Source organism: Sporosarcina beigongshangi, from assembly GCF_033485195.1.
Classification (GTDB): Bacteria; Bacillota; Bacilli; order Bacillales_A; family Planococcaceae; genus Sporosarcina; species Sporosarcina beigongshangi.
Window position 1 is genome coordinate 330,352 of the sequence record NZ_JAWLIR010000002.1, and the last position, 26,361, is coordinate 356,712.

Here is a 26,361-nt window from a genome sequence, read left to right on the forward strand (position 1 = left end):
AATGGAGTGGTTCAAATGACATTAGTATACAAACAAATTCTTGTTGCGGTGGACGGATCAAAAGAATCAGAATGGGCTTTTAAAAAAGCTGTAGCGATTGCGGATCGTAATGATGCGACTTTGAATCTGATAAATATCATTGACACACGTTCTTACGCGGCTGTTGAAGCTTATGACCGATCAATTGCGGAACGTGCGCAAAAATTTGCGGAAGAGCTGTTGAACGATTATAAAGTTGAGGCCGAAAAAGCCGGAGTACAAAATGTCAATATCATCGTCGAATACGGTTCGCCTAAAACAATGATTTCACGCGATTTGTCGAAAAAGTTACAAGCAGACCTTATCATTTGTGGCGCAACAGGACTGAACGCAGTTGAACGCTTCCTCATTGGAAGTGTCTCTGAAAATATTGTCCGTTCTGCGAAATGTGATGTGCTTGTTGTGCGTACAGCTGAAGAAGCAAAATAATAAAAAGAGTTACCCGATTATCATTGGGTAACTCTTTTTTATAATTGTTATAACCCTGCAACCCGAATGGTATCACGAGCAATCATGATCTCTTCGTTCGTTGGGATGACAAGTACCTTCACAGGGGAGTGTGGGAAGCTGATGTAAACTTCCTTCCCTCTTATGTTATTCAAATCTGGATCGAAGTAAACACCCATGAACTCAAGGCCTTCAAGCACCTTCCGGCGAATAACATCACTGTTTTCACCAATTCCTGCTGTGAAAATGATTGCGTCGACACCGCCCATTCGCGCTGCATAGGACCCGATATATTTATGGATCTTGTCTGCAAATACATCTAGCGCAAGCTGCGCACGGCTATTGCCTTTTGACGCTTCAATCTCAATATCACGTAAATCGCTGGAAAAACCTGAAACAGCGAGCATACCCGACTCTTTATTCAATATATTGAGTACTTCTTCTACCGATTTTCCCGTCTGCTCCATTATATAAGGAATGAGCGCCGGGTCTATGTTACCAGAGCGTGTCCCCATTGTTAAACCGGCTAACGGTGTAAAGCCCATCGACGTATCAAGTGACTTGCCGCCCTCAACAGCTGCAATACTTGCGCCGTTTCCTAAATGACAAGAAATAAGTCGTGTACGTTCCAGTGGTCGATTCAATAGTACCGCCGCACGCTCCGTTACATACTTATGACTCGTCCCATGAAATCCATATTTCCGTATGCCATATTTCTCATAGTACTCGTACGGTAACGGATAGAGAAACGAGCTTTCCGGCATCGTCTGATGAAAAGCAGTGTCAAAAACAGCAACAGCTGGTACAGACGGCAAAGCCTTTTGAAATTCTTTAATGCCGATAATATTAGCTGGATTATGAAGTGGCGCAAGATTAGAAAGCTCCTCGAGTTTCATGAGAATTTCTTCAGTAATTAATACCGAGTCACTAAAAACTTCTCCACCGTGTACAACACGGTGACCAATCCCGTCAATTTCATCGAAGGATCGAACAATTCCTTCGTCCAATAACATAGCCAAAAGTATACTCACTGCATCAGCATGATTATGGATATCCTGAATTTTTTCTATTTTACCTTGTTCTGATTTCATTGTAAAAATAGAATCAGAAAGACCAATCCGTTCAATTTGTCCTTTTGCAACTACATGTTCATTCTTCATTTGAAGAAGCTGAAACTTTAGAGAAGAACTACCTGCGTTAATCGCTAAAATGTTTTGCATCACTAATGCCTCATTTCAACTATATACTTGGTGAAACCATAATTCCTTATTCTGATTCAGTAGCCCACATATCAATCTTTTGAAGAAATAGTGCCATAGCTCGCTTATCTGTCATGTTAGGAACCTTCGCTAGCATGACGTCTGGCGTAGCAATAATTTCTGTAGAAGGCTTTTGTAGGACTACGATACTTTTTGCATGTGTAGAACTTTTAAATAGTGAATCCGGCAACTGAATGACCGCTCGGATAATGGTCTCTTTTTTCAAAAACGGGTGCAGTAAAGACGACTGTTCAGAATCAAACAAATTCGCCGGTACAATAAATAGTCCATAACCACCCGATTTTGTATGGTTCATTGATTGTTCGATAAAGAGGTGATGTGCATACGCATGACCTTCAGCCGGCATTAAAGCATAATTCAATGCATTATCATCATCTGGATAAAACCCAACAGGTACATCACAGACGGTAATATCTACCGGATCGACAAGCATAGGGCGCAGTGCATCCTGAACATAAAATGACACAGGATGTTCAAGAAGTTCTGCTGCAACTGCCGCTAAGCGGATAAGTATATCATCAATTTCAACTGCTGTCGCAGTCACACCATTACCAATCGCATTCATCACGGTGTGCAGTAAATTACCCGTCCCCGCTGCTGGATCCAGCACCGTCAAATTATGCCTATCTACTGTCAATTGATTAGCAATATGAGCAATTAACATCCCTATCGAATCGGGAGTCATCTGGTGATGTGGTTGAGCATTTTGCTTCATCCCCTTAAGGATAGCAAGCTGAATTCCTCTACGGATATCCTCTTTTGATACAGACTCAGACAGGCTAGGACCGCCTTCATTTGAAAGCCAGTGCTCGCACGCTTCAATAATCGCTTCTAAGTAAAGCTGATCGGCTGTTTCTGCATATGTATCAATGAATGAAAATACTTTTTCTGTATCTGTTGTCATTTCCTATCCCTCAATCGACAAAACCCACCCGTCACCGAGTGGGTTTCAGTAATTAGTTTTTAAGCTGTTTAACGGCTTCAATTGCTTTATCATAATCAGGGTGATCTGTGTTTTCAGGTACATATTGGACATATGTTACTTTATCATTCTGATCGACAACAAAAATGGATCGTGTCAGTAGACGAAGTTCTTCAATAACCGCGCCATACGCTTCCCCAAATGACAAATCACGGTGATCAGATAATGTTTGAACATTTGCAATACCTTCTGCAGCACACCATCTTGCTTGCGCAAATGGTAAATCTACTGAAATCGTCAAAATTTGGACATCATCACCAAGTGATGCAGCCTCTTCATTGAATTTACGTGTCTGCGTGGAACAAACACCTGTATCGATTGAAGGTACAACACTAATAAGACGAATTTTACCTTTTGAATCTGCCAATGAAACCGGGCTTAAATCATTTGCAAGCACTGTAAAATCAGGTGCAGTATCGCCTACTGAAACTTCTTTACCGAGTAATGTAACAGGATTATGCTTAAATGTAACGTTAGCCATGAAGACGCCTCCTTTTTCTTTCTCTATCATACTAAAAGCCGATCTATTCTTGCAACTGTTGTCCCTCAAGCTGTTGGCGTTGACTAATGCGCAGCTCCTTTTCATAGACAGCCTCATATTCAACGACTGTGTCCGCAAACACATCATGTAGAGCCTCTTTTTTAGGCATGAATAATACGAGCAGATAAGGTAGCATTAGCATCTTTGATATAAACCGTCCAAACACCTCTCGAAATACAACAGCACTCCAGGTTAGCTGTTCTCCATTTTTCGCCACTACCTTTATTCCCATAATCATTTTCCCGACCGTCTGTCCCATATACTTCGTCATAAGTGTGAAATAAAGGAATAACAACAACAAAGCAGTTATTTTATAGGGACTAAAGAACAAAAAAGCTGGATTACTAATGTCAATATCGACCACTCTAAAGATAGGTTTAATCATTATTCCACTAATTGCATAGAGGACAAGAAGGTCGATTGTATATGCCCAAAACCGTGTCCAAAAACCGGCATATTTCGGCCGAAAATGCTCTATTTGAACCGTTTCATATTCCATAGCTGGCTTCACTACGACTGACTGTTCTGGGAGTTGTGGCGCTTGATCCATAAACTCTGACATTTGCGACTCCTCCTTATCTTTCACCATACAAATACATCATCCGCGGGGCATTGTAATCAGATAATAATTTTCCAATAAGCTCTGATTCAATATTACTGCCAACGAGACTGCCTGCTTTCATACCCAATAGCGAAGCCCAGTTTTCTTCTGCCGCATATTCAAACACAGTTGCATCGTTCAGATCATAGTCTTCTCTCATTGCAGCAATGACATCCTCTACTTTGCCGACACCATCTGCTAGTCCAGCTTCAATCGCTTGGCGCCCATTCATAATCCGACCATCTGCCACTGTCTTGACCTGCGCCTCTGTCATACCGCGCCCTTCTTCAATAATATCAACAAAGCGTTCATAGGAATCATTAATCATTTCCTGTAGCATCGCACGCTCTTCTTCTTTCATTTCGCGAGATCCACTCATAATATCTTTATAGGGTCCTGTTTTAATTGTATTAAAATCAATTCCGTATTTTCCAGCTAACTTTGCATAGTTGACGCTTTCCATAATGACACCAATTGAACCTGTAATGGTTTCACGATTGACGAATATTTTTTCGGCAGGCGCTGACACATAATAGCCCCCTGATGCAGCCATACCACCCATTGATACGTATAAAGGAATTTCCCTTGTCGTTTGAATTTCACGAATCGCATCATAAATATCTGCCGACTCTACTACCCCACCACCAGGTGAGTTTACGCGTAGAACCACTCCTTTAACACTTTGATCCACCAAAACTTCATGCAACTGATTCATGAAAAACTGATGGTTATAACCAGCCGGCTGGAACAGTGAAGAAGAACTGCCTAAGTCTTGAATAACTCCATCTAATGTCAGGACTGCAATTCGATCCCTTGATACACCTTCCTCTAAAACGATTTCAGTATAACCTGATGATGATGTTGCCATCATCTCATCAAACAAACTATTGAAATCTCTTGTAAATATGTACGATAGCGAATTAACACCAATTGAAACAAAAATAAGTGCTGCCGCGACGATGATAGCAATCCATCGTTTCATTGTCATTTACGATTCCTCCTTTTTTTTCTTACACCACTCTATACGTTTGAAAGTCCAAAATGTTTCACTTCCATGTTAAGATAAAGATACCTCATTTGGAAGGAGCAGAACTTATGACAGAGCGGATGAACATTTATATTTACAGCAAGCATGACGAAGACTCACTCGATAAAAAATCGAAGGTGGAAGACGCGCTCATCCACGAGGGCTTTACGATGACTGAAAATGACCAAGAGGCCAATATTATCATCAGTATCGGTAGTGACGGTTCTTTTTTGCAGGCTGTTCGTAAAACTGGGTTTCGACAGGACTGCTTATATGCCGGACTATCACTAACTGGCAAGCATGGACTATACTGCGATTTTCATTATAACAATCTTTACGAAATGACACAGGCTATTCACCAAGAAAAACTTGAAGTAAGAAGATACCCACTTATCGAAGTGACGATTGACAATCACCAACCATTCTATTGCTTGAATGAATTTAGTATTCGTTCAAATATCATTCGAACGTTCGCACTTGACGTTATTATTGACGACAAATTATTCGAAGCATTCCTTGGCGATGGTCTAATCATTTCAACGCCAACAGGTAGCACAGCTTATAATAAATCTGTAAAAGGTGCAGTTGTTGACCCATTACTACCTTGTTTCCAAGTAAGTGAACTAGCGTCTGTCAATAACAATAAATACCGCACACTCGGCTCTTCATTTATTATGAGTGGCAGCAGAAAGTTACAGCTTAAAGTCCACCAAGACGGCAACGATTTTCCTTCGATGGCTGCTGATAATGAAGCACTCGGTATTCGCCAAGTCGAACATGTAGAAATTCGGTTAAGCGACAAAACAATTAAAACTGTAAAACTAAAAGATAATTCATTTTGGGAAAAAGTACAGCGCATTTATTTATAATAAAGAAGAGCCGCCCAATTATTGGTGGCTCTTCTTTATCTTTACTACTTCCAGTACTTTTGACACTGTAAATAAAATAAGTGCGATCCAGATAAATGCAAACGATAATAAATCGATTTTCTCAAAAGACTCTTTATAAACGACAACTCCGATAAACAGCATCATCGTCGGTGCAATATACTGCAAAAAGCCAGCCATGTAGAGCGGAATCTTTTGGACCCCTTTAGCATACATAACGAGCGGTAAGGCAGTTGCAATACCTGTTAAAATCAGTAAAACATCTGTCTTTATATCCATATGTAAAAATACTGCACGATCATCCATGAATAACCAAATATAATAGATGACCGCAAATGGCATAATAAAAAATGTTTCGATTGTCAATCCACGCAAGGCATCTAGCTGAATTCTTTTCTTAATGAGCCCATACACTGCAAAAGTAGCGGCCAACGAAAATGCTAACCATGGAAACTGGCCATATGAAATTGTTAAAATTGCCACACCTATTGTCGCAAGTAGAAATGCCACTTGCTGTGCCCGGCTAAGCTTTTCCTTTAGAAAAAAGATCCCGAGCAGCACTGAAATGAGTGGATTCATATAGTAGCCGAGGCTTGCTTGGACAATATAATCATGATTCACAGCCCAAATATAGATGAACCAGTTACCGGAAACGAGGATGGACGCAAAAAATAATGCCCAAAAATCTCGCTGCGATTTCCAAAGACTTTGTATGTCCTCTTTTAAATGGGATCCACCTTTCAACAAAAGCACTAATAATAGCGTCATAACAAATGCCCAGAAGATGCGGCTTATAATAATTTCAGTACTACTCACATGCTCCAAACTCTTCCAATAAATCGGCATAAATCCCCAAATTAAATACGAGCCTACCGCCCAGAGGACACCATTTTTCTCTGTCTGCACAACGACATCCCCTTTTATTTTGATTCTCGAAATAATAAACTAACTATAGACCCATTCTAATAATAGGTAAAGGTGAAATTTACTTTTAATTTTTTCATTACATATAAGAACCGCATTTGTCAAAACGGATACTCCGTCTTCCAAATGCGGCTTAACCTATCGCTTACTGTTGTTCCTGTTTTCTTAGTACAACGCGCATAATTTTTCCTGACGCTGTCTTCGGCAATTCATTCAAAAACTCAATTTCACGTGGATATTTATATGGCGCTGTCAATTTCTTCACATGCTCTTGCAATTCTGCAACGAGGCCGATCTCACTTTTTCGTTTAGGATCACGTAACACAACAAATGCTTTAACAATATTACCTCGCACTTCGTCTGGACTTCCGACGACTGCACATTCACGAACTGCTGAATGTTTCGTTAAGGCATCCTCCACTTCGAAAGGTCCAATTGTGTAACCAGAACTGATAATAATATCATCTCCACGACCTTCAAACCAGAAGTAGCCATCCTCATCCATTTTTGCACGATCACCAGTTATATAATACTCTCCGCGGAACTGCATCTGCGTCCGTTCTGGATCTTTTAAATATTCCTTAAATAATGCGGGTGTTGACACATGGACTGCGATGTCCCCAACTTCCCCTGTCCTAATAGGATATCCTTCGTCATCTATAATATCGACTTTGTTCCCTGGCGTTGGTTTACCCATTGAACCAGGTCTTGCTTCCATACCAAGCATCGTTCCGACAAGTAATGTATTTTCAGTCTGCCCATAGCCATCTCTCACCTGAAGTGAGAATGTTTTATCGAATATGTCAATCACTTCACGATTCAGAGGCTCTCCTGCCGATACAGCACTTCGAATCGAAGAAACATCGTAATCCTTTAGGTTGTCCGCTTTTGCTATAAATCGGTATTCTGTCGGTGTACAGCAAAGTACATTCACACGATAGTTAGCAATAAGCTCCAAATACGTTTTAACATCGAATTTTCCATCATAGACTAACCCCGTTGCACCACTTCCCAAAACGGAAAGAAAAGGTGTCCAAATCCATTTTTGCCAACCAGGGGCAGCAGTTGCCCAAACGACGTCTCCTTCTTCAATACCAAGCCAGCTTGCACCAGTTGTTCGTAAATGGGCATAACCCCACCCATGGGAATGAACGACACCCTTTGGTTTGCCAGTCGTTCCAGATGTATACGAAAGAAATGCCATATCTGAACTTTTTGTGTCAGGTGCACTAAATTCTGGTGATGCCGTCTCCATCAATTCCGTTAATGACAGCTGTCCTTCTCCTGCTTTTCCCACTACAAACAGTTGAATATTTTTCATATTGCTTACTTCATTAAATTGATCAGTGAACGCGTCGTAGGCCACAATCGCTTTTGCATCACTATGTGCCAGTCGGTATTCGATATCTGAGGATCTAAGCATTTCAGAACTAGGAATAACGACAAGTCCCGCTTTTAGTGCTCCAATATACGTTACATACGCCTCAATCAAACGAGGCACCATAACAAGAACGACATCCCCCTTCTGGAGTCCATTCGCCTTGAATACGTTAGCTGCTTTGTTCGCTAATGTCACTAATACATCATATGAAATTTCTTTTTTGTCGCCTTGTGCATTTATGTAAATAAGTGCTTTCTTTCCGCTTCCTGTCGCATACTTTTCAAATTCACTTACAAGATTATAATTTTCTGGCGCAATTAACTGCTCCCGATTCATTAAATTCACTCCTCATTTCTTGCTACATTAATTATACAAACATTTGTACAACAATTCAAAAATAATTTACTTTTCGGCCTATCAATCGCTAACGTATCATTTTCAGCATAATAAGTTTTGGTTAATGTAATTTAAAACGAACAAGCCGCCTCTTAGCTTTAGAGGCGGCTTGTCATCTATTCCATTATTTTTGGTATCCGTTCATTTGCGCTTGAGCCTGACGTACTAATCGCTTCGTAATTTCTCCGCCGACGGAACCGTTGGCACGCGATGTAGCGTCTGGACCCATTTGTACTCCAAATTCATTTGCGATTTCATTTTTCATTTGATCCAGTGCCTGTCTAGCACCTGGAACGACAAGTTGATTTGAATTACCACTGTTTGGCATTGTATGTCACCTCCTTGTGCAGATAGAATGTGCTCGTGGTGAAGATTCATACACAAACGGTAGTCGGTAACTTCTACCAAATTGGTTAAAGAAGTTTAAAATACTACATTTACGCCAAGACTGATTTGAAGAAAAAGAACTTCTAAACAACCGGTCATATCATCATTATTCTTGGCTATAACCATTCATTTGTTGCTGCGCTTGACGTACTAATCGCTTTGTAATTTCTCCACCAACAGAACCATTAGCACGCGCTGTAGTATCTGGTCCCATTTGTACACCAAATTCATTCGCAATTTCATTTTTCATTTGATCAAGCGCCTGTCTAGCACCCGGAACGACAAGTTGATTTGAATTACCACTGTTTGGCATTGTGTGTCACCTCCTTGTGCAGATAGAATGTTCCAATGATTAAAATTCATACAACCCTTCCAATTGGTAACTTCCACCAAGTCGGCTTTTGTCGCTTAAAGTTCTCTTCCTTTGGCAAAACTACAAAATAAAAAAGTGAAAAGCTGCCTCGGAAAAATTCCGAAACAGCTTTTCAAAGTATATTTATTGTTGGTTAGTGCCACCCATTTGTTGTTGTGCCTGACGTACTAATCGCTTTGTAATTTCTCCGCCGACGGATCCGTTGGCACGCGATGTAGCATCTGGGCCCATCTGTACACCAAATTCGTTTGCAATTTCATTTTTCATTTGATCAAGTGCTTGTCTTGCGCCTGGAACGACAAGCTGATTTGAATTACCACTGTTGTTACTAGCCATGATTACCACCTCCTTATGCATGTAGAATGTACCGTAAGCGGAAATTCATACGCGAGGTTTATGTGGTAATTTTTGTATCACCTATAACAAATCTTCGAATTCATCCTGCTGCTGAAGCGGTAAGTCAACCGTTACCCGATTCTTCACTGCTTCTTCGATCATTTGAGTAAAATCAGAAAAGCTTTCATAATACATAACTTTTTCAAGCCTCGGTTTTGTTTTTGGGTTTGAAGGCGAGAAAATTGTGCAGCAATCTTCATACGGTTGAATTGAAATATCATACGTTCCAATTTTTTGGGCAATCTCAATAATATCAAGCTTGTCTGAGGCAATGAGTGGTCTCAAAATCGGTGTTGATGTAACTGCATTAATTGCCGTTAGGCTTTCCAATGTCTGACTTGCCACTTGCCCTAGGCTTTCTCCCGTCACAATTGCTAATGCACCAATTTCCGTACGTACTTGATCTGCAATTTGTAGCATTAATCTACGTGTTGTCGTCATTGACACGTTATCCGGCACCTGATTGACAATCGTTTGTTGAATTTCAGTAAATGGAATAATATGCAGACGCACTGTCGCTCCAAAAGAACTCAATTTCTCTGCTAAATCCATTACTTTCTTTTTCGCCAACTCGCTTGTAAACGGTGGGCTTGCAAAGTGAATCGCATCAATCGACACACCGCGTTTCATCATTAAGTAACCTGCAACCGGACTATCAATACCGCCTGACAACATTAAAAGCGAGTGACCATTCGATCCCACCGGCATACCACCAGCACCTTTATGTACTTTAGCCGTTAAAAAAGCACCTTCACTTCTAATTTCTACATGCAGTAATATTTCTGGTTTTCTCATCTGCACAATCAATCCAGGGAAACGCTCTAACACATGCGCTGCAATTTCTTGCTGCAGCTCACCTGTGACAAGCGGAAACGATTTGTCTGTCCGTCTAATTTCTACTTTAAATGTTTTCCCTGCTGTTTCACTTGCACCAATTACATCGAGCGCAGTTTTTTTAATCGCCTCAAGTGTTGCTTCACATTTTGCAACCGGGCTGAAAGATTGGATACCAAAAATGTAGGGTAACCTCTCAATTGCTTGCTCCATATCCTGTTTGTCACTCGCAAACAAAAACATGCGATCCCGTTCTGGCTTTAGCACAACAGTTGGCAAATCACTTAGAGCTTCTTTTATATTTTTGCGTAGCTTCTTCACAAATACATTGCGATTCCGACCTTTTAATGATATTTCACCATATCGAATTAGTAATTCGTTCCATTCCATATTAGTCATTTCCCCTTCCAAGTAGCTCCATGAACTGAGCAAAAACTTGCTCGAATTCCGCTACATGTTGCTCATGATTATCTTTCCCAAAACTTACGCGGATGACTCCGTTTTTATATTTATCAGCCAATCGAATGGCTTCTATTACATGTCCGGCAGCGCTACTTTTCGATGAACAAGCACTGGAAGTCGATATGATGATGCCCTTTTCTTGAAAGAAATTAACAGCTACTTCACCTTTTATTTTATAAAACGCAATCGTCACAATATGCGGCGCCGCCTTATCAAGTGCAAGAACAACCGCATCCTTAAAAGGCTCAATGAATCGGATTAGTCGATTTCTCCATTGTCTAAATTCCTGTTGCTCTTCATCCAGTGAGCTAATTCGCATCGCTTTAGCAATCGCTACAGCATCTGCTACCGCTACCGTACCACTGCGTAAACCATGTTCCTGACCCCCGCCAAAGTTAAGCGCTTGCGGCGGAATACCTTTTCTAAATGCTAGTAAACCTGACCCTTTTAATCCATTAATTTTATGGGCTGAGATGGTAATTGCATCCGGACCATCTCCTGTCAATGAAACAGGTAACTTTCCAAAGCTTTGTACCGCATCCGAATGAAACAATGCTCGTGAATGCTTTTTTATAATGCGTGCACACTCAGCTAAAGGTTGGATTGTACCAATCTCATTATTCACATGCATAATACTTACGACAACTGTCTCTGCGCGTAGCTTGTTTTTTAATTCTTCGGTCGAAATCATTCCTTGTTCATCCACCGTTAAGTAATCAACCTCAAACCCCTGTGTTTCAAGATATGCCATCGCATTCAGAACCGAAGGATGCTCAATTTCTGTCGTAATGAGGTGATTTCCTCTAGAACGCAGGGCTCGTGCAAAGCCGATGACAGCTAAATTATTCGCTTCTGTCCCTCCAGAAGTAAATATGACTTGGCCATCTTGCACACCAAGAATCGATAAAATTTGTGCTCTAGATTTTTCTAGCAATGTCTCAGCCTGCTTACCTGCCAGATGTATCGAAGCAGGATTTGCAAAAAAACGCTTATTTACTTCAATGAAGGAAGTAAGTACACTATCATCTGGAGCTGTGGTTGCGCTATTGTCAAAATAAATCATTCGTTCCACCCTTTCAGTCATCATAAATATCAATTACGCCAAGGCGTAATAGCGTCCGGATTTTTTCAAGTCCACTCGAAAAACTCCCCTAAAAATACGTGACAAAGCCACCCGCACTTACTATGCCGGTGGCTATTTTTTCGTTACCAAACCTTCACAAGTTCTTTTATTATATCATCTTACACATGTTCTTTGACAAGTTCCTGAATTCGCTTCATTGCACCCGGTTCAACATCCTCGACTGCTGTCGCAGCTTCTTCCAATGCTTTAGCATATCGGAATTGTCTAAATGACTCCTCTGCATCCAACAGCCGTTCATGCATTTCGGGATTAGAAGCGCGGTAGCGATTACCATATTGAATAATCCATTCAATTAACATGACATTATCAAGTAGCTCTTCCACTTTTCCAGTAACGTCAATGACCGCTTTTTCTGCATTTTCCAAGTATGTGTCCACAAGGCTCATATTAAGAGGTACTTCCTGCAAGCTTTGTGTCACAATATAAATTTGTTCGTCTGCCTCTTCGAGTCGGGCTTCCATTTCATCTGGAATGCCTGGAATATTTCCTTTTTGAAGCATTCGATCTGTCTGTTGCAATTTCCGAGACAGTTCCTCTAGCTTTGTCCGAACATTATTTTCATCGATTCGCAAATTTTTCATACGATTGGCGAAGCTGTCTTGCTCATCGGCTATTTGCATGAGCTCCTCAGAAATCTGCCGCAATTCTTCTTGTAAGCTAGAATTAGCAGATACTTGCTCCTCAATTCTAGCAGTCAGCATTTCAAATCGTTTATCAATGGCAGACAATTTTTTAAGTGATTGCTGTGGTATTTGCGCTTCTTGTTCATTTAGTCGATAACTTTGCTGCACAAATGCCGCTTCATCTGAAGTTTCCCTTGTTAGCTTAGTAATTTCCACTAGCTTCGCTGCAATTTCCCCATGATTCTCATCGACATAATGCTTAGCTGTTACTTCATTCTCTAAAGCATCATAATAAGAATCAATCCGATCATTTATTTCTGAAGTTTCCTGTTGGACAGATTCAATTTGTAATTCAGCCATTTTTGACAGCAACTGCTCCAATTCACTTTCAATGGCATTAAGATGCTCCGTCAGTTCTAGATGCTGCAAATAATAAGATTGCTCTTCCATCTCCTTCATTCCATTCCGGAGTTCACGAAGGGCTGATGGAATCTTATTTTGGAGCTCCGCCAACAAAGATGGTGTTTCGTGAATAATTTCAAACAGACGGTCCCCTTGTGCTGACAAGGTAATCACAATTTCCCTCGCCAATAAATAGTTTCCGTTATCTGTCAACTCGTCAAATTCGTCAAATTTCGGATTAAATGCTTCCAGTTCTTTCTCTAATGGATCAACCGTCATCCCAAATGAATGCTGATGGGCAAGGATTGTTTTGCGTGCAGCGCGATGCTGCTCCTTCAACTTTTCCATTTCAATCCGATTTTTCTCTTCACTTCCAACGAGTTCATTCAATTCTTGTAATATATCATTCATCTTTTTATCACAAAAAAGAATTTTCTCCTGGATACCCTTTTCTACCTCAGTTGCTTTCCCAAAACGAAAACGATCGACCAAATCTTCAACGTCAAATAACAGTGAGTCAATTTTAGGCATATGTATATCCATTACTTCTGTCCACTCGTTGCGCCAGCGTTCAAAGTTTTCCTCGGTTTCACCCGTCATATTCAGTTGCTTGACTTTTGTCATCTCTTCTAAAATCGGTTTGTGTTGAATTTGCAACTTCTGCTGCTCCAGTCGACCGACTTGCTGAATATGTTTGCGTCTAAACAAAAAGATGATTGTTATTGCTATGATGAGTACTATAATTGGAATGATGAAGTATATCATCGTGGTCCCCCTATCCCGAGTCACTATACCTTTGATATTATCCTATATAGTACCACGTTTAAAGACTTTTGTTGCGAAAATGAATGATTTATAGGGAAAAATCTGTTTTTCACTTATTTCATTCAGAATATTTGTCTAAGAACAGCTGAAAATGTATACTTATTTCATAATGATTTTGTATAAAGGGGTGCTTTCTTTGTTCGTAGAAATTGATTATGCAACTGATAGCCATGCAAAATATGAGCAACTAGCTGGACAATTAGATGCTTTATTAACAGGTGAAAAAAATAGATACGCCAATTTAAGCAACGCTTCGGCGTTACTCAATCAATTTTTCGATCGTATCAATTGGGTTGGCTTTTATCTGCTAGATGAAGAGGAGCTTGTACTTGGACCTTTCCAAGGGCTTCCTGCGTGTATTCGCATTCCTCTCGGAAGAGGCGTTTGCGGAACTGCTGCCAAGACACAGCAATCCATTGTTGTAGAAGACGTCAATGCATTTCCAGGACATATTGCCTGCGATGCAGCTTCAAAATCCGAAATCGTCGTACCGCTAGTCAGAGACGGTCAACTTCTAGGCGTACTCGATATTGACAGTCCTGAATTCAATCGTTTTACTGAAGATGATCGAATTGGTCTAGAGCGTATTACTCAAATTCTTATTCAACATATCTAAATCGAAACCACCTTGGTTTATTTAACCAAGGTGGTTTCTTCATTTCACATTTATGCCATTGTAGAGAACGCCATATCCATATCTCGAATTAAATCATCAGCATGCTCGAGGCCTACTGATAGCCGTAGCAAGGAATCTGTAATCCCCATGCGAAGACGCTCCTGCTCAGGAATACCAGAATGGGTCATCGTTGCTGGGTGCTGAATAAGTGTCTCCGCATCTCCTAAACTAACCGCAATCTTAATAAGCGAAAGGCGATCCATAAATAACTGCGCTTCCTTTTTTCCACCCTTCACTGAAAATGAAATAATACCACCACCTGCACGCATTTGACGTTGAGCAATGGCATATTGCGGATTATCCGGATCAAACGGATAGAAAACTTCCTCCACTTGTTGCTGGCCTTTTAAATAAGTGATTAGCTTTTCCGCATTCGACGAATGACGCTCCATCCGAACTGGCAAAGTTTTCAACCCACGGATTAAAAGCCAAGCATCGAATGGCGACATAATGCCTCCAATATCCTTTTGTATGGACCCACGAATTAACTCTATCTCTTCCTTATCGTTACCCGTCAATAGCCCACCAATAACATCACCATGACCATTAATATACTTTGTCGCACTATGAAGAACAAAGTCGACACCAAAATCAAGAGGTGTTTGCAAATAGGGTGACGAAAACGTATTATCGACAACTACTCGTAAGCCATGACGCTTCGCAACATTGACGACTGCCTGAAGGTCTACAAGTTCCATTGTTGGATTGATAGGTGTTTCGATATAAATACAAACCGTTTCTGGTTTAACCGCCCGCTCGATTTCCTCTTCGGTCTCCATTCGGATTAGATCATGCTGAATATTGTACTTGCGCTCCATAATACCCAATAGCCCAAATGTACAGCCATAAATTCCTCGCGGACACAATATATGATCACCTGATTTTGTCAAATGGACTAAAATCGCATTGACGGCTGCCATCCCTGAACCGAAAGCAAGTGTTCCTTCACCATTTTCAAGAGCTGTCATGCGTTCCTCTAACACTCGCACCGTTGGGTTGCCAAGCCTTGAATAAATATTTCCTGCCTCAGCTCCTGAAAATCTGTCAGCTCCTTGACTAGCAGTTTCAAATGAGAATGTCGATGTTTGATAAAGCGGAACTGTGAGGCTGCCATGATGATTTTTATCTTCATATCCTTCGTGTACGACGATTGTATCCTTGTGTAGTCCTTGATTTTTCATAATATCCACCCTCCATTTTCATAACGTTCTGTCACTTTATTTTACACAGTATTCCAACAATTGAAAGGGCATAAAGCCTATTTCACAGTTGAGTAATAGCTGTTCCATAAATTACAAACTGATTTTTCCCATTGTTTTTCGCCATATATAACGCCGTATCTGTATAATGGAAAAGCTCTTGGAATGTCAACCGTTGCTCCTTTGTCCGACTGTTTAGCCCCATTGAAACCGTTACTTGTGGCTCTGTGACTGACGGAATCAGCTCAACCAATCGGCTCGCAAGTTCTACACCTTTAGTAAAATCGACTAATGGCAAATAAACCGCGATTTCTTCTCCCCCCCACCTCGCTGTAGTACCCATATCACCAACCTCTGATAGGATCGCAGATGAGATTTGCTTTAGCACTTCATCACCCTTTGCATGGCCGTATGTGTCATTGACAAGTTTAAAATTATCGACATCCAATAATAAAAACACGCCCTCTTCATCATTTCCAATTGATTCCTCGACAATCTTGTCCAAATAAGTTCGCGTATATAATTTTGTTAGATTATCCTTATCCACTAGCTCTTGAAGCTGCCCCTGCAAAATTGAGTTCGCCAGCGCGAGTGAAGAATGCCCAATAAGCGAGCCCATCAGTTTGAAGCTTTCGAACGAAAAATAGTACGGTTCTTTGTGTACTAACATGACGAAGCCGGCTACTTTCTCCTGATTCATAATCGGGATTGCAATAATGGATTCATAGAGTACCTGCTCACTGACTGTGCTACTATAATTCGCCTCAAACAAGGCCTCCTTACCGCTTTTCAAACTTGCAGAAGCAAGCTCAATATACTCACTGCCGGTCTCGATTCTGAAAAAATCTGAGCTTACTGGAGAAACATTGTAGCCACCTGTTTCATCATAAAAAACGAATGCCGTTTCCATCGGTCGAAAAGCTTTTTTGAGCTGCTGTTTCAAAAATGCAATCATTTCATTGAAAGGCATATTGCTATTTAACTTTCTCGACGTCTCATTGATTAATTGTAAGTCTTCAATGACGCGATGTGATTGGTCGTACAAACTAGCATTTTCTAAAGAATTACCTGCCGTCGTTGCCACAACTCGAATAAAGTTATCGTCCGATGCTGAAAGTACAAGGTCGATTGGAACTTCCATGCGCAACACTCCGTAAGTACCTTGTCGTCCAACGATAGGCACGTTGATGAAGCGTGCTTCAAGTTCGTTCATCTCCTCTACCGTTACTTCGCCTGACACAAATGCAGTCATCGTGAGTGCTCTTTCATTCATATAGTCCAATAGTTTATAGGAGTGTCTAAATTTTTTCTGTTCGTGTGACAAAAATAGTTCAACAGGAAAATCTGGAAATGACTCTGAAATCGCCTCTACAATTCCGTCCAGGATAACTTCACTGTTCATCGTTGCATTGAATAGCTCCATTACACCGTACAGTCTTCTCGCATCCTTTTCTCTTTTTCGTAACATGATAAGTCTTTTCACTGCTAGGATTAGACGACTAATAATATGTTCGAGTTCGTCTATATAAGGTGATTCTGAAAACTCTTGCCATTCTTTTGACGACTTAACTAGTAATAGTCCTAGTATTTCCGATTGCTCGTCTCGAAACGGTAAAAAATCGTCCCCATATTCATAGCCTCTGTCTGTGAATTCTTTTATATAAGCAGTTTTGGTGGATGATGTCGTACGGTCCATTTTATATATAGGTACAGCATTACTTATTTCAGTAGCAGACCGGTGCCTTCCGATTGGCATAAGTTTTGTATGATTACTAATGAAGAAATCACTTTCCTCGATATCAAAATAATACCCTAATTTCGGTCTCAGTATTTCAAACCATTGACCATACGATTCAATATTCGAATCCTTGGTTATCAAATCTATTAACTCATTCTTAATTTGAAATAAAATTAGTTGATAATCGTTCATTCCCTCACCTCTATAGTAATATATATTGAAAATTGGTATCTTTCTACATTTTAATGCATTTGGACTACAGATACCACTCTTTTTAGTAAGCATTTATACTCACTTCATTTTCGATAGGTGGAACTTGACTTGAACTTTAATAATTGTTATGATGAAAAATGTGTAAAATAGTTGCAGCAGTTGTGTGTTTCAAATTGTCCAGTCTATTCCTTTTAAAAGGTGTATCACGTAACCTCCTGGCTGCGGAGGCGAAGATGCAAGATAATAGAATGGCATTTGGATTGAACACATCTGGTTCTTATTTTACAACAAAATAAAACCAAAACAGAGGAGGAGTCATTCATGGCTCGTTATACAGGTCCAGCTTGGAAATTATCACGCCGTCTTGGAATTTCACTTTCAGGAACAGGTAAAGAAATCGAAAAACGCCCTTACGCACCAGGACAACACGGTCCTAACCAACGTAAAAAACTTTCCGAATACGGATTGCAATTACAAGAGAAACAAAAACTTCGTTTCATGTACGGCGTAAACGAACGCCAATTCAAAACGATGTTCATCAAAGCAGGTAAAATGCCTGGTAAACACGGTGAGAACTTCATGATTCTTCTTGAAACTCGCCTTGACAACGTTGCATACCGTCTAGGTCTTGCTCGCACACGTCGTGCAGCTCGCCAACTTGTTAACCACGGTCACCTATTGGTTGATGGTAAACGCGTTGACATCCCTTCTTACAGTGTAAAACCTGGTCAAGAAATTTCTCTTCGTGAGAAATCTCAAAACCTTGATATCGTAAACGAATCACTTGAAGTGAACAACTATGTTCCTGAATTCGTTACATTCAACAAAGACACTAAAGTTGGTCAATTCGTTCGTATGCCTGAGCGCAGCGAGCTTGCGGCTGAAATCAACGAAGCACTTATCGTTGAATTCTACAACAGGTAATCATTTTTCTAAGAAAAGAGTCCTTCACAGGGCTCTTTTTTTTCGTGGTATAATAAAAATACTACATACGAATGGAGTGTCTTCATGAGACTAATTTCAATTTGTCCAAGCAACACAGAATTACTCGCCTATCTTGGTTTGGTAGACCGACTTATCGCCGTGGATGATTTCTCGGACTGGCCCGCAAGCGTTACAGCTCTCCCTCGCCTTGGACCCGATTTGTCGATTGATATGGATAAGCTCGAACTGTATGAACCCGATCTTGTACTCGCATCACTTAGTGTACCCGGCATGGAAAAAAATATTGAAGAATTAGAGAAACGGAAGATCCCTCATATTATATTGGACCCACAAAGTCTGGATGATATTGCAGGAGATCTGCTAATCGTTGGACAAGCATGCGGTATTGAAGAGCAGGCGCTTCGAACTAAAGTCGAATACCTATCCTTTATTAACGACATGAAAAGACGGGCAACAACCGTTAAAACGACCCCCTCTCTTTACTGGGAATGGTGGCCAAAACCTGTATTTACGCCTGGGAGAATTAATTGGCTTACTGAAATTAGTTCGATTGCAGGTGGACTCAATGAATTCCGTGATGTTGAACTTGCCAGTGTACAAACCGATTGGGATGATGTGTTGAAGAGAAACCCTGATTACATATTGCTCGCATGGGTTGGCGTACGTTCTGATAAAGTAAAAACAGAAGTCGTCCTAAAGCGACCGGGCTGGAAAGAGCTTGCTGCTGTCAAAGAGGGACGTCTCGCTAAAATGGAAGAAGAGCTCTATTGCCGCCCTTCCCCACGCCTACTTGAAGGTGCTTTAAAGTTAGGAAAAATGATCCATCCAGAAATATATGCAGACTTGAAATTACCCAACTGGATTACCAACGCCTAAACAGCAAAAAGCTATTTTCCCGATGTCTATAAGGAAAATAGCTTTTTATTATAAATTTTATTTCCATCTATTCCCCAGCGAAGACGCCTAGCTGGGGCCGGCAAAGCGATAAGCGTTGTTGGTAAGACTCTTTAATTCAATATATCAAACAAACTTCACCATTTTATAATTTTTCTTCCCGCGACGGACGATGATAAATGCATCATCTAGACGATCCGTAGCACCTACTTCGTAAGCCGTATCCGTCACACGCTCACCATTCAATGAAATCGCACCATTCGTAACATCCTCACGTGCCTGACGTTTCGATGGCGACACACCCGATTCAACGATGAAATCAACAATATTCTTGTTTTCTTTCGCCATTTCAAATGAAGGCACGTCTTTGAAAGCATCTTTCATTTCACTAGCCGTCAACGCTTTCAAATCTCCACTGAATAATGCTTTGGAAATACGAATTGCCTGATCCAATGCATCTTGACCGTGAATCAAACGCGTCATTTCTTCCCCTAGCGTCAACTGCGCTTTGCGTAAATGCGGCTCTTCTTGCACTGAAACTTCTAACGCTTCAATTTGCTCGCGCTCCATGAACGTGAAGATTTTCATGTATTTGATAACATCAGCATCTGCTGTGTTAATCCAAAACTGGTAAAACTCATAAGGAGACGTTTTCGCTGCATCAAGCCACACTGCACCGCCCGCACTTTTCCCGAACTTTGTACCATCTGCTTTTGTCACAAGCGGAATCGTAATTCCAAACGCTTTCGCTTCTTCTTCATGCGTCTTACGAATCACTTCAAGGCCTGTTGTAATATTCCCCCACTGGTCCGAGCCACCGATTTGCACGCGGCAGTTGTAATTGTTGTAAAGATGGTTAAAGTCGATTCCTTGAATTAACATATAAGAAAACTCTGTAAAGGAAATCCCGCCCTCGAGGCGTGAGGCAACATTATCTTTGGCCAGCATGTAATTGACACCTAATAATTTTCCGTAATCACGTAAAAACTCAATAATGTTCATCGAGCCAATCCAGTCATTATTATTCACCATTTGCGCGCCATTGTCAGTATTAAAATCAAAAATCCGCTCTAGCTGTCCTTTAATGCCTTCAACGTTTTTCGCAATTTGCTCCGTCGTCTGAAGCTGTCTTTCGTCAGAACGGCCCGACGGATCTCCAATCATGCCCGTTGCTCCACCAACAAGTAAAATCGGACGATGTCCATGCATTTGAAAACGACGCAGTGTCAGCAAAGGGACAATATGCCCGATATGCATACTGTCTGCCGTTGGGTCAACACCACAGTATAAAGAAATCTTCTCTTCATCCAATACCTTTTCAAGGCCCTGTTCATCCGTTTGCTGATAGAGCAAGCCCCTCCACTTTAAATCTTCCATCAATGCGTTTGTCATTTGAATTCCTCCTGAAAATCGATTATGCTTCAGCTTAATTGATTCAACTCCAGGCTGAATCAATTAAAAAAGCCCCTACACGATTAAAAAATCATGCAGGGACGCTAATTACATTATTAACGCGGTACCACCCAGCTTGAGAATACAATTCTCCGCTCAATATGCATTAACGCCGCATCCGCGTCACACTCCAAAGTTGTAATTCATGCACGATATACCGAACAGCTTTCACCACCCGCTGTCTCTCTAAACGAATTTATCGCCACTACTTCGACTTTTTCAACATGTAAAAAATATATATCACTCATTCTAACCGATATTCATAGGTTGTCAAATATAATCGTTAACCTACAATCAAAATGTGCTATAATAGGAAAGATTTTAGGGGGAGATTGACTTGAGCGAACATAGAAAAAACCGAATTGACCTTATAGAAGATAAAATTGAAGCGTTGAATAAAACCAAATGGGCAAAAAGTATGCGTATCACTTCTGGTGTTGTCTGGAACCTATTTTTATTGTTCATCGTTTTCGGACTCACATTATCCGTGTTCGCTGCCTCAGTGGGTGCTGGTTATTTTGCATCCTTAGTCGCAAAAGAACCACTTCGTTCGAAAAGTGAGATGCGAGACGCAATTTTCAATTACGAGGAAACGTCTGAAATCTATCTTGCCAATAATGTCTACATCGGTAAAATAAATTCAGATATCGAGCGAAAAGATACCCAACTTCAACAGGTTTCACCATTCGTTATTGACGCGGTCTATGCTACAGAGGATGAATACTTTGCAGAGCATAACGGAATCGTCCCAAAGGCTATTTTCCGCGGACTCTTTCAGGACGTGACCAATTCCGACAATCAAACCGGTGGGTCAACTTTGACACAGCAATTGATCAAAAATCAAATTTTGACGAACGAAGTTTCCTATGAACGTAAAGCAAAAGAAATTTTACTTGCTATGAGACTTGAACATTTTATGAAAAAAGACGAAATTCTAGAAGCATACTTGAATATCATTCCATACGGTCGAAATGCTAACGGACAAAATATTGCAGGGATTGAAACGGCAGCTGAAGGGATTTTCAACAAAAAAGCGGCAGACTTAACACTTGCTCAATCTGCATTCATCGCAGGAATTCCACAAGCCCCATTCGCTTATACACCTTTTAAAAGTGGCGGCGGGCTCAAGGAAGCAAATTTTCTCAAGCCCGGGGTTGACCGGATGAAAACCGTTCTTTTTAGAATGAAAGAAACGGAATATATTACTGAACAGCAATACGAGGAAGCTATTGCCTATGATATTACACAGGACTTCCGTGAACCTGCTTTACGCGCCAATGAAAAATATCCTTATTTAACACAGGAAATCCAAAACCGAACTGTTGATATTCTTGCGAAAATCCTCGCTGAAAAAGATGGCATCGATCCTGAACGTCTTGATAATGATAAAAAAATCGCTGAAAAGTATTTTATCTTAGCAACACGCTCTATGAAAATCGATGGCTATAGAATTTATTCGACAGTCAATAAACCTTTGTATGACAAGATGAATGAAGTCGGTCAGTCCTTTGAAAATTACGGATTCACTTATACGCGTGAAGAGAAAGATCCACACTCTGGTGAAATCGAACTGAAGGAAGACCCAGTTCAAGTCGGTGCCATCATGATTGAGAATAGTACAGGTAAAATTCTATCCTTTATCGGTGGACGTGATCATAGTAAAGAGGCAACAAATCATGCAACACAAGCTTACAGACAAAATGGTTCTGCCATGAAGCCACTGCTTGTATTTGCACCGGCCATTGAATATGGTGTCATCGGAGCGGGTAGTCCCGTTGTCGATGTGAAATTTAGCGTCAAACAGCCGGATGGTTCCACTTGGGCGCCGAATAACTATACACAATCACTAGAGAAAGGGATTGTCCCTGCAAGAGAGGCCCTTGCAAGGTCCTTAAACTTGGCTACCGCAAGGCTATACCGGGATATTATCGACCAAAGACCTGCTGAGTTTTTGAAAAAGATGGGTATCTCAAAACTATCTCCAGGTGATTATGTGAACTACTCTACCTCCTATGGTGGAATGGATATTGGAATGAGCGTGGAGGAAAACACAAATGCTTTTGCTACTTTTGCCAACGGCGGACAATTTATCGACGCTTACATTATCGAGAAAATTGAAGATATGAATGGCAATATTGTTTATGAGCATGTCGCTGAGCCTGTTGATGTATTCAGCCCAGAAACGAGTTACATTGTCACAGATATGCTAAGAGATGTTTTAAAAACGGGAGGCACAGGTGCTCAAGTCCCTAAACATTTGAATTTTAATTTGGATTTAGCAGCTAAAACGGGAACAACGCAAGGCTACGGTGATGCGTGGCTCGTCGGCTATAATCCAAATGTTTCCCTCGGGGTTTGGCTTGGCTATAAAGAACGAAAACGCAGCCTTTATTTCGGGCTTGAACGGCAAACCTTGCACCCTTCTACACGAACAAGTACGCTGTTCGCACGTATTATGAATGCTGCCAATGAAGTAACGCCCGAGTTAGTCGGAGCTGCTTCTAGATTCAAACAGCCTGATGGTGTTGTTTCTAGAGCGTTCTGCGGAATATCCGGACTAGCGCCGTCAGCTGAATGTTCAACAGCCGGACTTGTAAAATCCGACTTATTCAACGCTAAGGCGATGTTGCCAACAACTGCGGATGATAGCATCATCTCCTCTTCATTTGTTTTAGTAAAAGGAGAAAAATATCTTGCACATCCTACAACACCAATTGAATTTGTTTCATCAGGTGGCATAGGGGTCAGTGAGTCCTTCATCGAACGAATGCTTGGACCTTGGAAAGGTGATGCGTCTAAACTATTTCCATCGAATTCCGCGTTTGCTACCAATATTGTATCTAACTCAATATTCGAAGCGGATGATATCGCTCCCGCACCTGTCCAACTGACACTAAACGGCAATACGATGACATGGAATGATTCGGCTTCAGCCGATGTGATTGGCTACTACGTCTATGAAGACGGTGTGAAAGTTAGTATTATAGCAGATGGTTCACCTAAGTCCTTCGTCATCGGCAGTGGTTCATATACTGTCAGGGCGGTTGATATTACTGGGAAGCTTTCAGAGATATCAAATGTCGTGAAGATTGAAGTGACAATACCTGATGATGAAATTCCTAATATAACGCCACCTATCGTTCCTCCACCAGAAAACGGTGGTGATTCGGAAGGCAGTACGCCTCCACCCGATGAGAACGGTACGGATGATACTGAACAAGAATAACGAAAAAAGGCATGCCTATTGAAAAATAGACATGCCTTTTTTGATTTTAGTCCTCCATTGTTGACAAATCACCAGTTGGTAAATTTAATTCCCAAGCTTTTAGTACGCGACGCATAATTTTTCCACTTCGCGTTTTCGGTAATTTATCTTTAAATTCAATTTCCCGCGGTGCTGCATGTGCTGCAAGTCCTTTTTTAACGAACTGACGGATATCCTCCTTCAACTCATCTGTTGGCTCATAGCCGTCATGAAGCGCGACAAATGCTTTAATAACCTCCCCGCGTACTGGGTCCGGTTTCCCGATAACCCCCGCTTCCACGATTGCAGGATGTTCAAGAAGCTTGCTTTCTACTTCAAATGGACCTACACGCTCTCCGCTCGTCATGATGACGTCATCTACACGGCCTTGGAAGAAGAAATAACCGTCTTCATCAACATAAGCAGAATCACCTGATACATACCATTCATCATTCAAGAAATAAGAATCGTACTTCTCTGGATTATTCCAAATTTGACGCATCATAGCTGGCCAACCTTTTTTAATAGCTAAGTTCCCCATATGGTTCGGCGGTAGAATATTCCCTTGGTTATCGACAATAGCCGCTTCAACTCCCGGAACCGGTTTCCCCATGGAGCCTGGTTTAATCGGAAGACAGCCAAAGTTGCAAATCGTTTGTGCACCGGTTTCGGTCATCCACCATGTATCATGGATACGCAGTTTAAATGCTTCTAATCCCCAACGAATAACCTCCGGATTCAATGGTTCCCCAACAGAAAGAATATGGCGTAACGAAGAAAGATTGTATTTGCTTAATGGACCTTCCCCTACCCCCATCAGCATTCGGAAAGCTGTCGGAGCACTGTACCATACCGTCACACCATACTCCTCTATTGCCTCATACCATGCGTCTGAAGAGAAACGACCACCGACAACAAGAATAGTTGCCCCAGCAAGCATAGGACCGAAAATACCGTAAGCCGTACCCGTTACCCAACCTGGGTCTGCCGTACACCAAAATGTATCTGCATCTTTCAGATCAAGTACCCAGCGAGTCGTTTGAAGCTGCTGCACCATAGCTTCCTGAACGTGTAGAACTCCTTTTGGTTTGCCTGTCGAGCCTGACGTGTAATGAAGCAATGTAGGATCTTCTCGCTCCATCCATTCTACCTGGAAGTTTGACGAAGCAGTCTTCATATATTTGTTGTAATCTACAAAAACGCCTTCTTCTTTAATATCTTCCCCAACGAGGAAAACGGTTTTTAAATGCGGCAATTTGTCTACGGGAATCCGGTCCACAAGCGCTGGTGTTGTAATAATTGCAGTCGCTTCACTATCTGATAACCGGTCGTAAACTGCCCCCTCCATAAACGCTTCGAAAAGCGGACCTACGATAGCCCCTAACTTCAAAGCACCTAATAGCGCAAAATATAATTCTGGAGAGCGTGGCATGAAAATGAAAATACGGTCCCCTTTTTCCAATGGAGACTGATTACGCAAAACGTTTGCAGCCTTATTTGACATTTTCTTCATATCTCTATACGTGTATGATTCTTTTCGATCTGCATCTTTATAATAGAGTGCAACCTTATTTCTACGATAGGATTCTGCGTGGCGATCTACTGCTTCGTGGGCAATATTGATCTTGCCACTCTCGAACCAACTAAATTCTTTCTCCACATCTGTCCAACTGAATTCTGCAATTTTACGATCATAATCTCTCAGTTGATAATCGCCTTGAACGACTGGCAAAGTTTTCATTACCATCCATCTCACCCTTTCATAAATATTTACACTATTCATTCTACCTTACTTAATACTGAATTGGTTAATTAATTTTATTTTTCTATTAGTTTTTATTTTCATTCAGCAATACTCTTCCACCTTTTTAACTAGCCAGTTGAATGCGATTTTGTTTCCCAGTTTAGCGGATGTACAAACTCCTGTAGCTGACGCTTCGCTTTCAGTACAAATACATTTGCCGAAACGAAAATAAAGCCTTCGGCGGATGTCACAGATTTTGTAAAGAGTCAATCGAGCAAGCTCAATTCAAAATTCGGACGCAATTA

At 41.1% G+C, this 26,361-nt stretch carries 23 protein-coding genes and 1 other annotated feature; of the genes, 6 read left to right on the forward strand and 17 right to left on the reverse strand.

Going from position 1 to position 26,361, the window contains the following annotated elements:
- The first annotated feature begins 15 nt into the window (after positions 1-15).
- Complete coding sequence (locus R2B77_RS02130; RefSeq protein ID WP_203246654.1) at positions 16-468, forward strand: universal stress protein; 453 nt, start codon at positions 16-18, stop codon at positions 466-468.
- A 47-nt stretch (positions 469-515) separates the two neighbouring features.
- Here the strand turns inward: R2B77_RS02130 and R2B77_RS02135 are convergent, their stop codons facing one another.
- From R2B77_RS02135 to sppA, 5 genes are read right to left on the reverse strand one after another with little or no spacing between them, the layout of a single operon-like run.
- Positions 516-1,706 (reverse strand): acetate kinase, encoded by a 1,191-nt coding sequence (locus R2B77_RS02135; protein ID WP_203246653.1) that lies wholly within the window; start codon positions 1,704-1,706, stop codon positions 516-518.
- Between the two features lie 46 nt (positions 1,707-1,752).
- On the reverse strand, positions 1,753-2,670 hold the full coding sequence (locus R2B77_RS02140; RefSeq protein ID WP_203246652.1) for a class I SAM-dependent methyltransferase: 918 nt from the start codon (positions 2,668-2,670) through the stop codon (positions 1,753-1,755).
- Positions 2,671-2,722: 52 nt separating this feature from the next.
- Positions 2,723-3,229 carry a thiol peroxidase gene (tpx, locus tag R2B77_RS02145; RefSeq protein WP_203246651.1) on the reverse strand — a complete coding sequence of 169 codons (507 nt, stop codon included), beginning with the start codon at positions 3,227-3,229 and terminating at the stop codon, positions 2,723-2,725.
- A gap of 43 nt (positions 3,230-3,272) precedes the next feature.
- Positions 3,273-3,851: an RDD family protein gene (locus tag R2B77_RS02150; RefSeq protein ID WP_203246650.1), complete on the reverse strand. Its 579-nt coding sequence runs from the start codon at positions 3,849-3,851 to the stop codon at positions 3,273-3,275.
- A 13-nt stretch (positions 3,852-3,864) separates the two neighbouring features.
- Complete coding sequence (gene sppA, locus R2B77_RS02155) at positions 3,865-4,878, reverse strand: signal peptide peptidase SppA (protein ID WP_203246649.1); 1,014 nt, start codon at positions 4,876-4,878, stop codon at positions 3,865-3,867.
- A gap of 107 nt (positions 4,879-4,985) precedes the next feature.
- Between sppA and R2B77_RS02160 the strand changes: the two genes are divergently transcribed.
- Complete coding sequence (locus R2B77_RS02160) at positions 4,986-5,786, forward strand: NAD kinase (RefSeq protein WP_203246648.1); 801 nt, start codon at positions 4,986-4,988, stop codon at positions 5,784-5,786.
- Between the two features lie 18 nt (positions 5,787-5,804).
- On the opposite strand, the gene rarD is transcribed toward R2B77_RS02160, so the two are convergent.
- From rarD to ezrA, 8 genes are all read right to left on the reverse strand, one after another.
- The gene (gene rarD / locus R2B77_RS02165) at positions 5,805-6,710 is read right to left on the reverse strand and encodes an EamA family transporter RarD (protein WP_203246647.1); all 906 of its coding nucleotides are present in this window, start codon (positions 6,708-6,710) and stop codon (positions 5,805-5,807) included.
- A gap of 163 nt (positions 6,711-6,873) precedes the next feature.
- A complete protein-coding gene (gene mbcS, locus R2B77_RS02170; protein ID WP_203246646.1) occupies positions 6,874-8,445 on the reverse strand; it encodes an acyl-CoA synthetase MbcS in 1,572 nt (523 codons plus the stop codon).
- A 184-nt stretch (positions 8,446-8,629) separates the two neighbouring features.
- A complete protein-coding gene (locus R2B77_RS02175) occupies positions 8,630-8,833 on the reverse strand; it encodes a small, acid-soluble spore protein, alpha/beta type (protein WP_203246645.1) in 204 nt (67 codons plus the stop codon).
- Positions 8,834-8,998: 165 nt separating this feature from the next.
- Entirely contained in the window at positions 8,999-9,205 is a 207-nt protein-coding gene (locus tag R2B77_RS02180; protein ID WP_203246644.1) for a small, acid-soluble spore protein, alpha/beta type, read from the reverse strand.
- Between the two features lie 183 nt (positions 9,206-9,388).
- On the reverse strand, positions 9,389-9,601 hold the full coding sequence (locus R2B77_RS02185) for a small, acid-soluble spore protein, alpha/beta type (protein ID WP_203246643.1): 213 nt from the start codon (positions 9,599-9,601) through the stop codon (positions 9,389-9,391).
- Between the two features lie 81 nt (positions 9,602-9,682).
- Positions 9,683-10,885 (reverse strand): tRNA uracil 4-sulfurtransferase ThiI, encoded by a 1,203-nt coding sequence (thiI, locus tag R2B77_RS02190; protein ID WP_203246642.1) that lies wholly within the window; start codon positions 10,883-10,885, stop codon positions 9,683-9,685.
- A gap of 1 nt (position 10,886) precedes the next feature.
- Positions 10,887-12,020: a cysteine desulfurase family protein gene (locus R2B77_RS02195; RefSeq protein WP_203246641.1), complete on the reverse strand. Its 1,134-nt coding sequence runs from the start codon at positions 12,018-12,020 to the stop codon at positions 10,887-10,889.
- A gap of 179 nt (positions 12,021-12,199) precedes the next feature.
- Positions 12,200-13,891: a septation ring formation regulator EzrA gene (gene ezrA / locus R2B77_RS02200; protein ID WP_203246640.1), complete on the reverse strand. Its 1,692-nt coding sequence runs from the start codon at positions 13,889-13,891 to the stop codon at positions 12,200-12,202.
- Positions 13,892-14,087: 196 nt separating this feature from the next.
- Between ezrA and R2B77_RS02205 the strand changes: the two genes are divergently transcribed.
- Positions 14,088-14,567 (forward strand): GAF domain-containing protein, encoded by a 480-nt coding sequence (locus tag R2B77_RS02205; protein ID WP_232843428.1) that lies wholly within the window; start codon positions 14,088-14,090, stop codon positions 14,565-14,567.
- Positions 14,568-14,617: 50 nt separating this feature from the next.
- Here R2B77_RS02205 and megL read toward each other — a convergent pair whose 3' ends face one another.
- Positions 14,618-15,808: a methionine gamma-lyase gene (megL, locus tag R2B77_RS02210; protein WP_203246639.1), complete on the reverse strand. Its 1,191-nt coding sequence runs from the start codon at positions 15,806-15,808 to the stop codon at positions 14,618-14,620.
- An 82-nt stretch (positions 15,809-15,890) separates the two neighbouring features.
- Positions 15,891-17,756 carry a sensor domain-containing diguanylate cyclase gene (locus R2B77_RS02215; RefSeq protein ID WP_203246638.1) on the reverse strand — a complete coding sequence of 622 codons (1,866 nt, stop codon included), beginning with the start codon at positions 17,754-17,756 and terminating at the stop codon, positions 15,891-15,893.
- A 342-nt stretch (positions 17,757-18,098) separates the two neighbouring features.
- Here R2B77_RS02215 and rpsD point away from each other — a divergent pair, with 342 nt between their 5' ends.
- Both rpsD and R2B77_RS02225 read left to right on the forward strand, forming a co-directional pair.
- On the forward strand, positions 18,099-18,701 hold the full coding sequence (gene rpsD / locus R2B77_RS02220) for a 30S ribosomal protein S4 (protein WP_203246637.1): 603 nt from the start codon (positions 18,099-18,101) through the stop codon (positions 18,699-18,701).
- An 84-nt stretch (positions 18,702-18,785) separates the two neighbouring features.
- A complete protein-coding gene (locus tag R2B77_RS02225; RefSeq protein WP_203246636.1) occupies positions 18,786-19,598 on the forward strand; it encodes a cobalamin-binding protein in 813 nt (270 codons plus the stop codon).
- A gap of 144 nt (positions 19,599-19,742) precedes the next feature.
- Here the strand turns inward: R2B77_RS02225 and tyrS are convergent, their stop codons facing one another.
- Positions 19,743-21,008 carry a tyrosine--tRNA ligase gene (tyrS, locus tag R2B77_RS02230; RefSeq protein ID WP_203246635.1) on the reverse strand — a complete coding sequence of 422 codons (1,266 nt, stop codon included), beginning with the start codon at positions 21,006-21,008 and terminating at the stop codon, positions 19,743-19,745.
- Between the two features lie 94 nt (positions 21,009-21,102).
- Positions 21,103-21,300: a binding site (T-box leader), on the reverse strand.
- Positions 21,301-21,405: 105 nt separating this feature from the next.
- On the opposite strand from tyrS, the gene R2B77_RS02235 reads away from it, so the two are divergent.
- Positions 21,406-24,294 (forward strand): transglycosylase domain-containing protein, encoded by a 2,889-nt coding sequence (locus tag R2B77_RS02235; RefSeq protein ID WP_203246634.1) that lies wholly within the window; start codon positions 21,406-21,408, stop codon positions 24,292-24,294.
- A 46-nt stretch (positions 24,295-24,340) separates the two neighbouring features.
- On the opposite strand, the gene acsA is transcribed toward R2B77_RS02235, so the two are convergent.
- Positions 24,341-26,059, reverse strand: a complete 1,719-nt coding sequence (gene acsA / locus R2B77_RS02240; RefSeq protein ID WP_203246633.1) for an acetate--CoA ligase — start codon at positions 26,057-26,059, stop codon at positions 24,341-24,343.
- Between the last annotated feature and the right edge of the window lie 302 nt (positions 26,060-26,361).

Excerpts from the sequence above, each read along its gene's own strand:
- R2B77_RS02160 (WP_203246648.1), top strand. The coding sequence starts at position 4,986 with ATGACAGAGCGGATGAACATTTATATTTACAGCAAGCATGACGAAGAC.
- R2B77_RS02195 (WP_203246641.1), bottom strand. The coding sequence starts at position 12,020 with ATGATTTATTTTGACAATAGCGCAACCACAGCTCCAGATGATAGTGTA.
- mbcS (WP_203246646.1), bottom strand. The coding sequence starts at position 8,445 with ATGAATCGGGAGCAGTTAATTGCGCCAGAAAATTATAATCTTGTAAGT.
- R2B77_RS02215 (WP_203246638.1), bottom strand. The coding sequence starts at position 17,756 with ATGAACGATTATCAACTAATTTTATTTCAAATTAAGAATGAGTTAATA.
- tyrS (WP_203246635.1), bottom strand. The coding sequence starts at position 21,008 with ATGACAAACGCATTGATGGAAGATTTAAAGTGGAGGGGCTTGCTCTAT.
- R2B77_RS02130 (WP_203246654.1), top strand. The coding sequence starts at position 16 with ATGACATTAGTATACAAACAAATTCTTGTTGCGGTGGACGGATCAAAA.
- R2B77_RS02180 (WP_203246644.1), bottom strand. The coding sequence starts at position 9,205 with ATGCCAAACAGTGGTAATTCAAATCAACTTGTCGTTCCGGGTGCTAGA.
- tpx (WP_203246651.1), bottom strand. The coding sequence starts at position 3,229 with ATGGCTAACGTTACATTTAAGCATAATCCTGTTACATTACTCGGTAAA.
- thiI (WP_203246642.1), bottom strand. The coding sequence starts at position 10,885 with ATGGAATGGAACGAATTACTAATTCGATATGGTGAAATATCATTAAAA.
- R2B77_RS02140 (WP_203246652.1), bottom strand. The coding sequence starts at position 2,670 with ATGACAACAGATACAGAAAAAGTATTTTCATTCATTGATACATATGCA.
- R2B77_RS02185 (WP_203246643.1), bottom strand. The coding sequence starts at position 9,601 with ATGGCTAGTAACAACAGTGGTAATTCAAATCAGCTTGTCGTTCCAGGC.
- sppA (WP_203246649.1), bottom strand. The coding sequence starts at position 4,878 with ATGACAATGAAACGATGGATTGCTATCATCGTCGCGGCAGCACTTATT.
- R2B77_RS02135 (WP_203246653.1), bottom strand. The coding sequence starts at position 1,706 with ATGCAAAACATTTTAGCGATTAACGCAGGTAGTTCTTCTCTAAAGTTT.
- R2B77_RS02175 (WP_203246645.1), bottom strand. The coding sequence starts at position 8,833 with ATGCCAAACAGTGGTAATTCAAATCAACTTGTCGTTCCAGGTGCTAGA.
- R2B77_RS02225 (WP_203246636.1), top strand. The coding sequence starts at position 18,786 with ATGAGACTAATTTCAATTTGTCCAAGCAACACAGAATTACTCGCCTAT.
- ezrA (WP_203246640.1), bottom strand. The coding sequence starts at position 13,891 with ATGATATACTTCATCATTCCAATTATAGTACTCATCATAGCAATAACA.
- rpsD (WP_203246637.1), top strand. The coding sequence starts at position 18,099 with ATGGCTCGTTATACAGGTCCAGCTTGGAAATTATCACGCCGTCTTGGA.
- R2B77_RS02150 (WP_203246650.1), bottom strand. The coding sequence starts at position 3,851 with ATGTCAGAGTTTATGGATCAAGCGCCACAACTCCCAGAACAGTCAGTC.
- megL (WP_203246639.1), bottom strand. The coding sequence starts at position 15,808 with ATGAAAAATCAAGGACTACACAAGGATACAATCGTCGTACACGAAGGA.
- acsA (WP_203246633.1), bottom strand. The coding sequence starts at position 26,059 with ATGGTAATGAAAACTTTGCCAGTCGTTCAAGGCGATTATCAACTGAGA.